Source organism: Sporacetigenium sp. TC11 (genome assembly GCF_058146105.1).
This window is the reverse complement of sequence record NZ_JBYVNY010000020.1, coordinates 1-13,886: the sequence shown is the minus strand read 5'-3', so window position 1 is coordinate 13,886 and position 13,886 is coordinate 1. Positions and strand designations below refer to the sequence as shown.

Sequence of the window (13,886 nt, the reverse complement as noted above, 5' to 3'; positions counted from 1 at the left end):
GCATGTGTTAGGCACGCCGCCAGCGTTCATCCTGAGCCAGGATCAAACTCTCATGATAAACTTGGCATTACTTTTAAATAAATGGTGTTTAATTATCCTACTGTTTAATTTTCAAAGTTCAATTTTCATGTCCTTTTGAGGACAAGTATTATATTATCATTTATAATTTGTTTTGTCAACATATTTTTAAATTTTATTTTAAAAATCATTTTACATATTATTAAAGACAAAAGTTATATTTTTCATCCTTCTTGAGGACAAGTAATAATATATCATTTATTAAAATACTTGTCAATATTCTTTTTTAATTTATAATTGGCTCTAAAAGAGTGATTAGTATCCTCATCCTACCAGTTAACATAAAGATACACTACCATTGAGCTACCTTGGAATTTTTAATCTTTTTTCCCTAACTTATTATTGTCTTGTTTTTAATTATTATTCATTTATTTATATAATTTTTATCTTAATATATTTCGGCCTCATTAAGAGGCCAATTTTACTTTAATTTATTCATCATCTCTTTTACACGATTTAGTTGATTATCATAGTCCTTAACAACACCTTCTGCTTCTTTTCTTAAGCTAGGGTCTAAATCTTTATGTTCAGATAAAAATTTACTACCTTGATACATTCCCATTTCCATAGCTTCCACAGCATATTTGCATACTTCTAGGTCAGTATTTACAGGTATAAGTTTTATTTTTTCAAAAAACTCTGCCATAGTACCCATTATACCTAAAGAGTCTGAAGCATTTCCTCCCATTTGTTCTATTCTATTTGTAATAGCTTCTTCATGTCTTTTGAATGATTCTATAATGTAAGTTAATTCATTCTTAAGTTCTGGATCTTTTGCTTTATTTAGATAATCCTTAAATGTTGCCCCACCCATATGTATTCCTTTTAAAAAGTGATTCATATCTTTTATCATCTTATCTTCATTTTTGTTCATTAATATCACCTCTTATATTATTATGGATATTTATTATTAGAATTATTATGCTTTTATATAATTTTTATATAAAAGGAATTAGCTTTTTAATTGTAGTATAATTAAATAAAAATATAATTTACATAAGAAAGGATAGTGAAAATATGTATTTTGAAGATTTCAATATAGGTCAAAAATTCGTATTAGAACCTATTAAATTCACATTAGAAGATATTCGTGAATTTGCTGGTAAATATGATCCTCTACCAATTCATGTGGATTTAAATTTTGCAAGAAGTAGTAATTTTGAGGGAATTATAGCTTCAGGATTTCACACACTCTGTGCCGTATGGGGGCAATGGATTGCTTTAGATAAAACCGGCAAAGATACTATTTGTGGTATTTGTATGGACTATTTAAACTGGAAAGCACCTGTATTTCCAAATGATGAAATAAAAGGAGAAGTAGAGGTAGTAGATTTAATACCTTCATCTAAAGGTGGCCGTGGAATATTAGTTATAAAGGTTACAGCATACAATCAAAAAGAACAGATTGTACTAGATACACAAGTAAGAGGATTTATGAAAAGTAAAAATGTATAAATCTAGTAATAAATACAAAATATAACTAAAAATTATTTAAAAGGAGTTGTTGATTTGAAATTTAGTATAATCTATATATTGGTTATGATGATTTCAGCTTCATATTTTTACAACAAAGATATTTCAAATGGATTTTTAGTTAAGTTTTTAGATAGTAAGCAAAAAGTTATAGGTTTTGCTATATTCTATTTATTTATATGGGGAAGTGTTTTTGCTGTAATAGGATCTTCATTAGGTATCCCGAGAATTGCAATTAATATAATGGATGGAATAATTGCAGGGTATGTTATTATATCTGCTACTCATTTTATTGGAAACATAATAAATGAATAAAGCTAGAGATTATCTCTAGCTTTATTCGCCTAATATATATTTTGCACTAAGATCTAAACCATATTTAATTCCTAATAAGTCAGGTTTTTGTATAAGCTCCGTTTTTTTAGGCCTAGTTAAAGTTTTTAAATAATATTCAAGTTTCATTGCGTCTCTTCTTTCTTTTGTAGCCCAATAAATTTCAAGTTTATCAAATCCACGAGCTCTAGTGTATTTACACCTTTCTCCCTTTAAATGTTCATTCATTCTTCTATTTATATCACTTGTATAACCAATATAATAGGTATTATCTTTGCATCTTAATATATATGTATAATACATATGTCTCACCCCTAACAGCTATATTGCAAGAAATAAAACTATAATAACATAAATATATAATAAAGACAAAATAAAAAGGGGCTAGTATTATTACTAATCTAGACCCCCTATTACTATATGTTTTTATTTATTTTTCAATTTAATAATTAATTCATTTACTGATATGTTTGATAAATCTATATTGATAAGTTCTGTTCCTTTTTCTATTACACCCTTTAATAAAGTAGAATACTTAACATCACCTATTAAAATCGCACCTACTATTTTATTGTCTTTTATAAATATTCTTTTATATGTTATCTCATCAGAGCTTTCATCTATTATTGTTTGGCTACAGTTTTCTTCATTTACATCACCTATAGAAAATAAAGATATATTAAAAGCATTTAATGTAGTTACAGGCACTATTCCATTATATACTTTATCTTTTCCTACAATATTATATCCAGCTATTTTTCCTTGTTCTATAGCAATATTCCATAGTCCGCCCACTCTGCCATCTAATTCTGCCACATCCCCTGCTGCATAAATATTTTCTATATTGGTTTGCATTTTTTCGTTAACTACTACTCCAAGATTTGTTTTAATAAAAGTGTTTTCTAATAACTTTTTATTAGGTCTAACACCAACTGAATAAATTACCATGTCGCAGTCAATAGTACTCCTATCATTCGTTATAACACTGTTTACTGAATCTTCCCCAGCAATCCTCTGTATCTGCGTATTTAAAAGCACTTTAATTTTAACATTTTCAATTGCATCTTGTAGGATTTTAGAGGCTCTTGTATCTAACTGGCGAGCCATTAATCTATCATGGAACTCAGCTACAATTACATTTTTACCATGCTGTTGAAGAGTCCATGCAGTTTCTAATCCCTGTATACCCCCTCCTATGTTAAGTATTGTCTTCTTATCGCTAATGTTTTCTTTAATATCTTGTATATTATTTAGTGTTCTTATTGTATAAACATTTTCTTTTTCAATACCGTCTAAATTGGGAGTAAAGTTACTTGACCCATTAGCTAATAAAAGTTTATCATAACCAAATCTACTGCCATCATCTATAATAACTTCACTCTTATCGGTGTCAATTCCAATGACTTCTTTGTTTAAGCATAAATTTACATTATTTAATTCATACCACTCCTTTTTTTGAAGCAGTATTTTGTCTTCTTCAATATTATCCAACAAACTCTTTGTCAATCTTATCCTATAGTAAGGGTAAAATTTTTCATTTTGAAATACATATATATTTATTTTGCTGTCAATCTCTCTAATTGCCTTTATTGCATTTATGGCTGCAACACCACCGCCTATTATAACTATGTTATTATTCATTTCAATCACCACCATTTCAATTATTAAAAATCTTATTATATCTATTATATCTAATAGGCCAGCTTTAATATGTGATTGAAGTCAAAACCTAAAATCTGTTTTATTGGCTATTTAAATTTAATTAGCCATTCCTCTAAAACTGCTTTAAATTTAGGATGTATTGATTCACAACCTTCTTCTTGATATTGGTTAATCAATCCTAAAACTGTTTTTTTATTTGTACATTCTTTTAGCATATGGTCCATATTTTCGATAACTGAACATTTTATATTACTTCTTTCTAATTTTTCAATTATTTTCAAACGCCCTGGATCTGCTTGCACGTCCTTAGTTCCCGTAATTGCCAAAATATCACAATTACTATTTTGTAAAGCTTTTAGTATATCCTCATCATTATATTTAAAATGTTCTTTAAACCATTTTCCAGGCATTTTTTTAAATCTAAACCTTATAGTATTCTCATTACAGTTATTGATTTTATTATCTAGACATTGAATCTGTTTTTTTATTCTATTTTCATTAATACAAAATCTTAAAATAGAACCTTTTAATCCTTTTTTCTTTTTTATTTCCTCTAGTATCTTAGCATCTACATATTTTATGAATCCTTTGAGACTTGCTCCTGCACCTGCAACTAATATTAATCCTGCCACTGGAATCATAGTGCTTGCAATAGTTGACAATATACATCCTTCACTATGTGCTAGTAAAATAATCTTATCTTTATCTACCTTTGGATGATTTTTCAAAAATTTTATATTATTAATAATATCATCTACTAATTCGGTTACCCCTTTACTATATTTATCTCCTCCGCTTTCACCAACACCCCTTTTATCGTATCTCAAAGTGACAAAACCAAGTCTTGCCCCTAAATGTGCCAATTCCTTATATATATTTACTTTAATCTTCGGGATTTTCATATTTCCATTTCTATCTACACTATTAGAGCCATTTACAATTAAAATTGCAGCTAATTTTTTGTTTTCAATATGCGGTATTGCCAATGTCCCTTTTATAATTACTTCTCCATTTATACTTACCTGTTCTTCAACAAAGTCTGTATACATAATCATTCTCCCTTTTATTAATCTTACTATTATTTTTTACCATAATTCATATTTTATAAATTTATAAATTATTAATATTTATACTGAGTTCCAAATAATTAAATTATGTATACTAACTCTCTATTAATATATTTTAAAGGCCTAATTATTAAAAATTAAATAACATAGGATTTTCTATATTTGTAAATAATTAATAATGGAGGTGGATAGAATTGATGGAATTTATTAAAGACTATAGCTTAGGCAATATAAAAAATAAACTAGCAGTTTTATACATATTAAATCTTACCGACATTATTTTTACTATAATTTTAGTAAACACTGGATATTATTTTGAAGCAAACTTCTTAATGGCAGACATAATTGGAAGTTATAGTGCTAGTTTTCTTATAAAAATTGTGCTTCCAGCAACTTTACTTATATATATTTATTTTCGAATGCAAAAGGCCAATGACTATCAATTAAGGGTTTCGAATATTTTAATAAGTTGTGCTGTAGGACTATATGCTACTATAAACGCATTTCATATACTTTGGTTTGTGTTATTGCCAGTATTTATGTTTCTTTATTGATAACAAAAAGCTATTTCCAAATAGAAATAAATTTCTATTTGGAAATAGCTTTTTATGTAAATTTATAATTATCTATTTTATTCAATTGCAAGAAGAGCAGCTTGGCGTGCGTGAATATATAAAGTATCAAGAAGTGGCATTTTCGTATCAGTTTGATTTATTAAAAGTCCAATTTCTGTACATCCTAATATTATTTAGTATACTTTGTCCCCAGTAAAGCAACCTTAGAAAATGATTTTTTAATAAGTTCCTCTCCAGTTATATCACCTATATGTAAAATCGGTATAGAAACATTCATCTGGATTTCATCAAAAACTTTATGTATTGTATTAGAACATATAACAATAAAATCAGCACCTGCATTTTCCAAAGTCATTGCGCCATGTGAAATTATTTCTGCAACTTTATCCCACTGCCCATTTGACTGGAATGCTTCTATTTCATGAAAATCAATACTGTATAAAATACACTTTGATGAATGGAGTCCTCCGAGTTTATTTTTAACTGTTTTGTTTATAATTTTATAGTACTCAGTAGTACTTTCCCAACTCATACCCCCAATTAATCCCATTGTTTTCATATTACACCTCTTATATATTGCTATTAATATTATTACTTGAAATATCGTCTGGGTTTGACCTTATATACCCACCACCATCTTCTTCTGTTAATGTTGTTTCTGGATTACCATCACCGTCTCTATAATATCCTTCTACATGTGTACCGTCTGAACGCTCATAACCGTCTACATAATGAGGCTCTACATGATGAACTCCTACATGAGTGTCTAAATCCGAAGTATAAACTAATTCATTTGAATTATTATAATCAAAATCACCACTAGATGCTACATCACTTTCATATACTTGTCCATCAAATAAACCACCATCAACAACATCTATAACGCCAATTGCAAGGGTTGCTATTGCTGCAGTCTTAACTAATGATTTTGCAGCTTCACTAACTCTATTTTTATCTCCTTCTAAAGCACCGTCTATAACGTCTCCACCATTTTGAATAATGCTTGCTATACCATTACCTACACCTTTTGCTGTTGTACCTACAGCTGTACCTAAATCTCTAAACCCTTCATCCCTTTTAGATTCATCAGAAGTAACCATTCCTGTTACCACATCAGCAGCACCACTTGCAGCTTCTCCTAGAATTTTACCTGATGCTAAAGTTGCATTGTAGATACCTTCACCTATTTCTTCAATAAAATCACTTTTAACTGCTTTTCCTGCTAGTGAAACTGCGCCTCCAATTACTCCACCTGTAACTGTTCCTGCTAAAACCCCTAGGTCTTTTAAAAACTTCATCGTGCACCCCTTTCAAGCTTTTATATCTTTCTAAGTCTTAAGTTTTTCTTCCGAATTAATCATAAGTTTTATGTATTTCAGTATATATTTATATAGATTTTAACACATTTACTTTAATTTATATATAAAAATCCCCCTACCTAAAAAGTCATTAAGTAGGGGGTATATATTTTATTTTATTTTATTTTTACAAAAGCATAAAATGCCATACTTTCAATAGTTATACCATCTGTGGATCTATCTTCAAATCCGTTGATATTTCTAAATACAACTTGAATCTTAACTTTATCATTTTCATCTACAAAAGTCATTTCCTTTTCATCAGCGATCATTTCTTTTTTATCGAAATTGTTTTTACCTCTACTTTTATTGTGAATCTCAGCTACTATTTTATCAAAATTAGTTTTGTAAATGACTTCTTCTTTATTTTTAATAACAAGTTCTTTACTGTTGTTATCATAAACAACTTCATAGTCTCCATTTGATTCATTTAAATCACTAGAACCATTAGGACCATAGGTTTCATAATCTATAAAATAATCGAAATCTTTTATATTAACTAAATTTGTTCCTATTTGTAAGTAGTGATTAAAATAACCCCCGTTTTCATGTATTCCATAATCATCGACTAAATCAAAACCAAATAAATTTTTCATATCGCTAATTTCAAAATCATCTGGAAGATATTTTATATCATTTAGGTCATGATATTGATCAAAGTATCTTATTACACCACTGACTTTCTTTTTATCGTCTTCTTCAAAGTCCTTTTCTGGACTTTTTATATTTCCAGATCCATCAATCATATTATATTGCTTTATTATTTTTTCAAATCTATTATTTTGGCTCATTTTTGAAACTGAATAAGCACTTAAAGGACCTGTAACTGCTACAATTGCTATTATAGCTATTGATGTAGCTACAAATATATTAATAATATCCTTCTTAATTGAATAGTAAATCATAACGCCAGTTACCCATAACCCAGCCACCAATACAAAATATCTATTTTCTGTTATTCCGTATTCATTAATTCTAATTGCTAAAGCTACAAACATCATACCAAGTAACGGGATAATAGCCTTTGGAAAAATAGCTATAAAAGTTTTAACCCATTGATTTGCATTTCTTAATTGATATATTAAGAAATGAACTATTGTACTTATTATTGAAAACCAAAGAACTAAATTAGTTATAACACCTTTAGGCAATTCCATTGTTAGTATAATTTTTCCGAAATATATATATAAAATAATTGTGTATACAGATAGTAATGGTAGAACAATAAATTGAAGTAAAACACTTAATACCTTAGGGTAGCTTTGAAAAGAAACTTCTTCTCCTCTTCTTGGCACATCAGCTAAGAAAAATGCTGGTGCAAAAACTCCTCCTACTATAAAAGCCATATCGCCATATAGTCTTTCCGATATTCCTGCGTTAAAAAGTAAGTTTATAGTTGTAATTATAGCAGCGATACCTAGATAAAGAATTATAGAATATAAATAAGTTACAAAAAATCTAGTACATAGTTTAATTACATAAAGTTCATAATTTTTTCTTTTAATGAAATAAGGTATTATACTGAAAAGTAAATAAAGAGCTATTGTATAACCCATATACCTTGTCATTGACACCATGTCTTGATTGTTTAAAAAAAACATATAATAAGCAGTTACTAAAATACCAATTCCTACATATCCTAAAATCCGAACAGTTTTTTTAACATTTGTTTTTCCTTCAAAGAAAACATCTAAAGATAAGCTTAACGGAATACCAAGTGCTAATGCCATAGCTATACGTGAATACATCTCTCTTGTATTTTCTAAGTTATAATCTAGATGGTTAATAAAAATAAGAATTGATACTACTGTTGCTGCAAATAATAGAGCCACTGGAAAACGTTTAAAACTATAAGATAGCTTATTACCTAAATTCTTAAGTTTTATAATAATATTCATATTTTTCCCCTCTTTTCTACCTTTATTATTTATTATATATGATTTCTTATAAGTTAAATAGTATTAAACCATATATTTACTTTAGTTTTTATGATTAATTCACTGTTATAATGCACATTATATTAAAGGACAATTTATAGGAGGTGTACTTATGCAAGTTAAAGAATTAATGACTAAAGATGTTACAAAAGTAAATGCAAATAGCGATGTTACTGAGATAGCTCAAAACATGAAAAGTTTAAATGTTGGTTCTATACCTGTATGTGATGATAATAATAATGTTGTTGGTATAGTTACTGATAGAGACATTGTTTTAAGAGATGTAGCTAGTGGAGATCATCATCATAATTCTACTGCACAAAATGTAATGTCTTCTCATTTAGTTACTGTTACTCCTGACACTGATGTTCATGAGGCGGCAAACATAATGGCAAAAAATCAAATCAGAAGACTTCCAGTTGTAGAAAACGGCAAGCTAGTTGGTATGTTATCTATAGGTGACCTAGCAACAAAAAATATTTATGTAAATGAAGCTGGAGATGCACTTAGTAGTATTTCTACTCCTAGCAATCCTATGAAATAAAAAATTCGCTTCGCTCATATCGCCAACGACCTTGAAAAGCAGGTCCGTTGCTCAAGGTTAGCAGTTGGAAATTAAAAAGTATAATTTAATCCTCTAGGTCTAGTTCTACGACCTAGAGGATTAATTATATGCGCACTACTTTCATTCCGTTCCATGCTATTGTTGGTTTTTCTTGGCAATAACCAAATACTCCTACAAATGTCTTTCCAGTCAAATCAAAATCCATTTCTAATATTCCTTTGTCATAAGGGCAGTCGAAATTAGGTCCTTCTGACCAAAATCCTATAAGAGTGTATCCTTCAAGAATTCCTTCTATTCTTCCATAGTTAGAACCATAAGTGCCTATTACCTTATTTATACTTTGACTAAAAGCAACACTTCCAAAATTTGTAGTAATCCATTCCCCCGAAATATTTAATGAAGGGGCTGGCTGAAGCTTAACTCCACTCCAATTTTCTGTTAGTGGTTCTTCACAGAATCCCCAAATACCTGTAAAACTTTTTAAATCTGGAGAAAATTCAAATCTCAACCTTCCTTTATTTATTGGACACTCATACGTTGGGTCATCAACCCATACAGCTTCCAAAACATTACCATTTATAGTTCCTTCAAGAGTTCCAGTTTCATATTGGAAAGTTCCTTTGACATTAGTTCCATCTTGTTTAAGTACTACCCTTCCATAATTTGTATTCCAAACTCCGGAAATGTCTAATGAAATATCATTTTGTCTATTATTTAATGCATAATATAATTGTTTATATTGCTGTTGCAAAATATATTGTTGCCATAAATAATAATTGTACATAGAAAAATCACCACCTTTTGTTATTATTATTTTATTAACTATAATAACAAAAGGTGATGGTTAGTCTTAATGAATCAAAAGTATATATTTATATATTTTATAATTTTGCTCCATTCCAAGCTATTTTTGGATCTTCTTGACAATAACCATATACTCCTACAAATCCACTTCCATTCAAAGCAAAATCCATTTCTAGTCTTCCTTTATCATAAGGACAGTCATTACTTGGACCTTCAGACCAAAATCCTATAAGAGTATATCCGAGAAGAATTCCATCTATTTTTCCATTTCCATTATTATAAGTACCTGTTATCCTATTTATATTTTGGCTAAAAACCACCCTGCCAAAATTTGTAGTAATCCATTCCCCTGAGACGTTTAATGCAGGAGCAGGCTGAAGCTTAACTCCACTCCAATTTTCTGTTAGTGGTTCTTCACAAAATCCCCAAAAACCTGCAAAACTATTTCCAGTTGAAGAAAATTCAAATCTCAACCTTCCTTTATCTATAGGACACTCATATGTTGGGTCATCAAACCATGTACCATCCAAAACATTTCCTGTTATAGTCCCTTCTATAGTTCCAGTTTCATATTGGAAAGTTCCTTTGACATTAGCTCCATCTTGTTGAAGCACTACCCTTCCATAATTTGTATTCCAAACTCCAGAAATATCTAATGGAGTATCATTTTGTCTATTATTTAATTTGCAATATAATTGTTTATATTGCTGTTGTAACATGTATTGTTGCCATAAATAATAATTAAACATAAAAAAACACCACCTTCTTATTATTTTATTAACATTAATAATAAAAGGTGATGATTATATTAACTATGCTGGGTCATATCCAACTACTGTCCATATTCCTGTATCATCTTGTTTTATAAGTTTCTTTAAGTATACCTTTCTTATAGGAGTGTCTTTTCCACTTACTTCTACAACTGAATGCTTTCCATCATTACAAACTACCTTTAGATCTTCATACTTAATAGGATAATCCCCCACAATTCCTTCAGGAGAAACTTTTAGGCTTACAAAAACCTGAGCTACAAAAGCAGGATCTAGTCTCCATGGTGAATGACCTTCATCAACGCTCTTTTGGCTTTCTTCTTCTACCTTTAAATCAAATGGTACTTTAATTTTTGGATTATTCAATGATTGTTCTTTTGGCAATGATAACGTCGCTATTTCTCTTGCGAAAGATCCAGCATTTATTTTGGCAAAAGGCAATATTATAATTAATGTAAAAATAGCTGATACACAAATTAAACCTGAAAACCATATTTTTTTCATATTGTGTTCCTCCTTACTGAATTCTATAATATTGGATATATAAAAATTTTTATAGATATTATATAATATTTCTACAAGTGTGGAAAATTTATACTTACCTATATTTGTAAAATAATGATTGGAGGCAATTATGAATAAACAAAAAACAATTTCAATTGTAATTTCTTTCTTAATTTTATTAGGGATAGGCGGATTAATTATATTTGCCCATAATAGAGGATTAAATAAATCCATTGATTTAGCTAAAAGTGCTCATACCGAAAGAGCCGATATGTCAAATGAACAATTTATAAAAGAATCTTTAACTGATATGACTTATGTTAAAAATGACTACGGTTGGTCAGGAGAAAAGGTAGGCAACAGTACTTATTATATTGAATATTATTATGACGAAGATGATTCTATTAAAGATAATGGGAACGAGTATATATTTGCAGCATATGAAGTTGATATTAAAAAGGAAAAAGTTACATCAATATGGGATAATGAAAAACTAGAAGCTAAATATATAGATGAACTAATGATTATAAATCCTACTCAAGATAGAATGAAATATAAAAAAACAGCGATTAATATTGTTAAAGCTGCAAAAACAACATATTCAGATGTTACTAACGAGAAAGCTGTAAATGAAATAATAGATAATACAACTGGAATAAGAACAACACATGGTTGGTTTGCTGATTATATAGATAAGGACGTTTTTTATGTAAGCTATGTATTTGACACTGAAGATCAGATATTAAATAATGAAAATGATTTAATAGCACATAGCTATGAAGTAAATATTAGAACACAAGAAGTTAAGGACGTTTTGGGTGATGAAAAGTTAGAAGAAAAATATATCAAACTAGGTCTTTTATATGAAGATGGATATGCACAAAAATACCTTAATGAATCTATTGAATTAGCAAAAAACTCAAAATCTCACGATAAAAATAAAACTAATTATATTTATATAAATGATCGATCAAAATTAGATAAGGACCTTAAAAAACTTCACGGTTGGAATTCAGACTATGTAGAAGAGCTAGACACTTATTTTGTATATATTGAAGCAGACTATGATGATTCTAAGTATAACGGAAATGAATATATATTTGAGGTTTATGAAGTCAATCTAAAAAATAAATCAGTTAAAATAATAAAACCAGATTCTGACCTAGAAAAAAAATACATAGATTTAGGATATTTATAATAAGAAAGTACACCTAGTCAAACAATTAACTAGGTGTACTTTCTATTACACTACTTTTATTCCACTAAATACTGTTTTTGGTTCATTTTCACAATAACCCCAAACTCCTGTAAATGACTCTACTTTTAAATCAAAATCAATTTCTAATCTACCCTTGTCATAGTAACAATTAAAACTTGGTTCTTGTGTCCAATATCCTGTAAGAGTGTACCCCTTTAAAGTACCTTCTATTTTTCCATTTTTATATTGATAAGTACCATTTACCTTATCTCCTTCTTGAGTAAAAACTATTTTCCCAAAGTTTGTAGTAAACCATTGTCCTGAGACGTTAATGGATGGAGTATCTACAAGTTTAAATCCACTCCAATCTTTATTTAATGGTTCCTGACAAACTCCCCAACTTCCTATAAAGCTATCTCCCTTTTGAGAAAATACAAATTTAAATCTTCCTTCATGTAGAGGACAATCGTGTGTTGGTGGCTCAGACCATGTGCCATTTAAAACATTTCCGTTTAGAATTCCTTCTATTATTCCACTTCCGTATTTGAAAGTTCCCTTAATGTTATTTCCATCTTGCTCTAATATTACTCTTCCATAATAATCTGTATTCCAAACTCCAGAAACATTTAATGCTGTTTCTTGTCTATTATTTAATTTATAATTTAGATTTTTATATTGCTGTTGTAAAATATATTGTTGCCATACATAATAATTAAACACTTTTTTACACCACCGTTCTTCTTATTATTGTTATTATTATTTTATTAATATAAAAATAATAGGTGATAATTAGTTTATAAAACTAGATTTTAATTTGGGAAAAAATGCAAAGATCTAGTGATATTCACAATAACTTCATATTTATATAGTATTATTATTTTATCAATATAGGAATAAAAGCTGATAATGAGTATATAATGTTATAGAGCCCAATTTTAGGAGGATTTTTAATGAAGGAAAATATTTTGAAAAACAAATTTTATTTAGCCACTGTCATTATTCTTAGTATTTGTTTAACTTTAGTTTCATCAATTATAACTTTTGCTACAACAAATAATGAAAATACAATACTTCAGAAACAAGAAGAAATTGATCAATATATTTTCGAGAAACATGCGAATGAAATTGAAGAAAAAGGATTTACAGTAACTCATACGTCACCACTTGAAGGTTATGTTGAAATAGGTATTACACCATTTATCAAAGAAAATGCAGACTATCTATATGAGATATTTGGTAGCGATAATGTAAAAGTTGTAGAAGGACAGCAAGCTGAATTAATGAATGAAGTTACTTCTACTGAAGATAAAAATGCATTTATGGAAAATTCATTGATTTATGGAATTATTACAATTGCTGGTATAGGAACACTTTTCTTTGTAACAAAAAAGAGAAAAATATCAAGATAAAATTAAAATACCCCCTAGGTAACTACATGAAATGAACCCCTTTAAGTAGACACCCCTTAAACCCTAGTGTAGACTAGCGTAAAGGGGTGATTTTTATGTCAAGTAAAAGATATTCAAGTGAATTTAAAATAAATGCAGTTAAGCAATATATTG

General features: G+C 28.7%; 17 protein-coding genes. 6 read left to right on the top strand and 11 right to left on the bottom strand.

Annotation, left to right across the window (positions count from 1 at the left end; all coding sequences use genetic code 11):
* Nucleotides 1-499: 499 nt before the first annotated feature.
* Nucleotides 500-952 (bottom strand): DUF2383 domain-containing protein, encoded by a 453-nt coding sequence (locus tag ACUSRV_RS16770; protein WP_490143116.1) that lies wholly within the window; start codon nt 950-952, stop codon nt 500-502.
* A gap of 143 nt (nt 953-1,095) precedes the next feature.
* Between ACUSRV_RS16770 and ACUSRV_RS16765 the strand changes: the two genes are divergently transcribed.
* Nucleotides 1,096-1,533 (top strand): MaoC/PaaZ C-terminal domain-containing protein, encoded by a 438-nt coding sequence (locus ACUSRV_RS16765; protein WP_490143115.1) that lies wholly within the window; start codon nt 1,096-1,098, stop codon nt 1,531-1,533.
* 54 nt (nt 1,534-1,587) lie between these two features.
* Nucleotides 1,588-1,866: a hypothetical protein gene (locus tag ACUSRV_RS16760; protein WP_490143114.1), complete on the top strand. Its 279-nt coding sequence runs from the start codon at nt 1,588-1,590 to the stop codon at nt 1,864-1,866.
* Nucleotides 1,867-1,887: 21 nt separating this feature from the next.
* Here ACUSRV_RS16760 and ACUSRV_RS16755 read toward each other — a convergent pair whose 3' ends face one another.
* The 3 genes from ACUSRV_RS16755 to ACUSRV_RS16745 all read right to left on the bottom strand — a co-directional run bounded on the left by ACUSRV_RS16755 (nt 1,888) and on the right by ACUSRV_RS16745 (nt 4,595).
* Nucleotides 1,888-2,187: a GIY-YIG nuclease family protein gene (locus ACUSRV_RS16755; RefSeq protein WP_490143113.1), complete on the bottom strand. Its 300-nt coding sequence runs from the start codon at nt 2,185-2,187 to the stop codon at nt 1,888-1,890.
* Between the two features lie 123 nt (nt 2,188-2,310).
* Nucleotides 2,311-3,525 (bottom strand): NAD(P)/FAD-dependent oxidoreductase, encoded by a 1,215-nt coding sequence (locus tag ACUSRV_RS16750; protein WP_490143112.1) that lies wholly within the window; start codon nt 3,523-3,525, stop codon nt 2,311-2,313.
* Between the two features lie 107 nt (nt 3,526-3,632).
* A complete protein-coding gene (locus tag ACUSRV_RS16745; RefSeq protein WP_490143111.1) occupies nt 3,633-4,595 on the bottom strand; it encodes an alpha/beta hydrolase family protein in 963 nt (320 codons plus the stop codon).
* Between the two features lie 215 nt (nt 4,596-4,810).
* Between ACUSRV_RS16745 and ACUSRV_RS16740 the strand changes: the two genes are divergently transcribed.
* Nucleotides 4,811-5,167 (top strand): DUF5658 family protein, encoded by a 357-nt coding sequence (locus ACUSRV_RS16740; protein WP_490143110.1) that lies wholly within the window; start codon nt 4,811-4,813, stop codon nt 5,165-5,167.
* Nucleotides 5,168-5,357: 190 nt separating this feature from the next.
* Here the strand turns inward: ACUSRV_RS16740 and ACUSRV_RS16735 are convergent, their stop codons facing one another.
* The 3 genes from ACUSRV_RS16735 to ACUSRV_RS16725 all read right to left on the bottom strand — a co-directional run bounded on the left by ACUSRV_RS16735 (nt 5,358) and on the right by ACUSRV_RS16725 (nt 8,444).
* A complete protein-coding gene (locus ACUSRV_RS16735) occupies nt 5,358-5,747 on the bottom strand; it encodes an aspartate/glutamate racemase family protein (RefSeq protein WP_490143109.1) in 390 nt (129 codons plus the stop codon).
* A gap of 10 nt (nt 5,748-5,757) precedes the next feature.
* The gene (locus ACUSRV_RS16730) at nt 5,758-6,486 is read right to left on the bottom strand and encodes a hypothetical protein (protein WP_490143108.1); all 729 of its coding nucleotides are present in this window, start codon (nt 6,484-6,486) and stop codon (nt 5,758-5,760) included.
* 176 nt (nt 6,487-6,662) lie between these two features.
* Entirely contained in the window at nt 6,663-8,444 is a 1,782-nt protein-coding gene (locus ACUSRV_RS16725; RefSeq protein WP_490143107.1) for a DUF4153 domain-containing protein, read from the bottom strand.
* Between the two features lie 151 nt (nt 8,445-8,595).
* Between ACUSRV_RS16725 and ACUSRV_RS16720 the strand changes: the two genes are divergently transcribed.
* Entirely contained in the window at nt 8,596-9,027 is a 432-nt protein-coding gene (locus tag ACUSRV_RS16720; RefSeq protein WP_490143106.1) for a CBS domain-containing protein, read from the top strand.
* 124 nt (nt 9,028-9,151) lie between these two features.
* On the opposite strand, the gene ACUSRV_RS16715 is transcribed toward ACUSRV_RS16720, so the two are convergent.
* The 3 genes from ACUSRV_RS16715 to ACUSRV_RS16705 form a co-directional block, all read right to left on the bottom strand.
* On the bottom strand, nt 9,152-9,832 hold the full coding sequence (locus tag ACUSRV_RS16715) for a hypothetical protein (protein WP_490143105.1): 681 nt from the start codon (nt 9,830-9,832) through the stop codon (nt 9,152-9,154).
* Nucleotides 9,833-9,929: 97 nt separating this feature from the next.
* Nucleotides 9,930-10,601: a hypothetical protein gene (locus ACUSRV_RS16710; RefSeq protein WP_490143104.1), complete on the bottom strand. Its 672-nt coding sequence runs from the start codon at nt 10,599-10,601 to the stop codon at nt 9,930-9,932.
* A 63-nt stretch (nt 10,602-10,664) separates the two neighbouring features.
* Nucleotides 10,665-11,126, bottom strand: a complete 462-nt coding sequence (locus ACUSRV_RS16705; RefSeq protein ID WP_490143103.1) for a hypothetical protein — start codon at nt 11,124-11,126, stop codon at nt 10,665-10,667.
* Nucleotides 11,127-11,256: 130 nt separating this feature from the next.
* Here ACUSRV_RS16705 and ACUSRV_RS16700 point away from each other — a divergent pair, with 130 nt between their 5' ends.
* Nucleotides 11,257-12,324: a hypothetical protein gene (locus ACUSRV_RS16700; RefSeq protein ID WP_490143102.1), complete on the top strand. Its 1,068-nt coding sequence runs from the start codon at nt 11,257-11,259 to the stop codon at nt 12,322-12,324.
* Between the two features lie 45 nt (nt 12,325-12,369).
* Here ACUSRV_RS16700 and ACUSRV_RS16695 read toward each other — a convergent pair whose 3' ends face one another.
* Nucleotides 12,370-13,044, bottom strand: a complete 675-nt coding sequence (locus tag ACUSRV_RS16695; protein WP_490143101.1) for a hypothetical protein — start codon at nt 13,042-13,044, stop codon at nt 12,370-12,372.
* A gap of 230 nt (nt 13,045-13,274) precedes the next feature.
* Between ACUSRV_RS16695 and ACUSRV_RS16690 the strand changes: the two genes are divergently transcribed.
* Nucleotides 13,275-13,733 carry a hypothetical protein gene (locus ACUSRV_RS16690; RefSeq protein WP_490143100.1) on the top strand — a complete coding sequence of 153 codons (459 nt, stop codon included), beginning with the start codon at nt 13,275-13,277 and terminating at the stop codon, nt 13,731-13,733.
* The last annotated feature ends 153 nt before the right edge of the window (nt 13,734-13,886 follow it).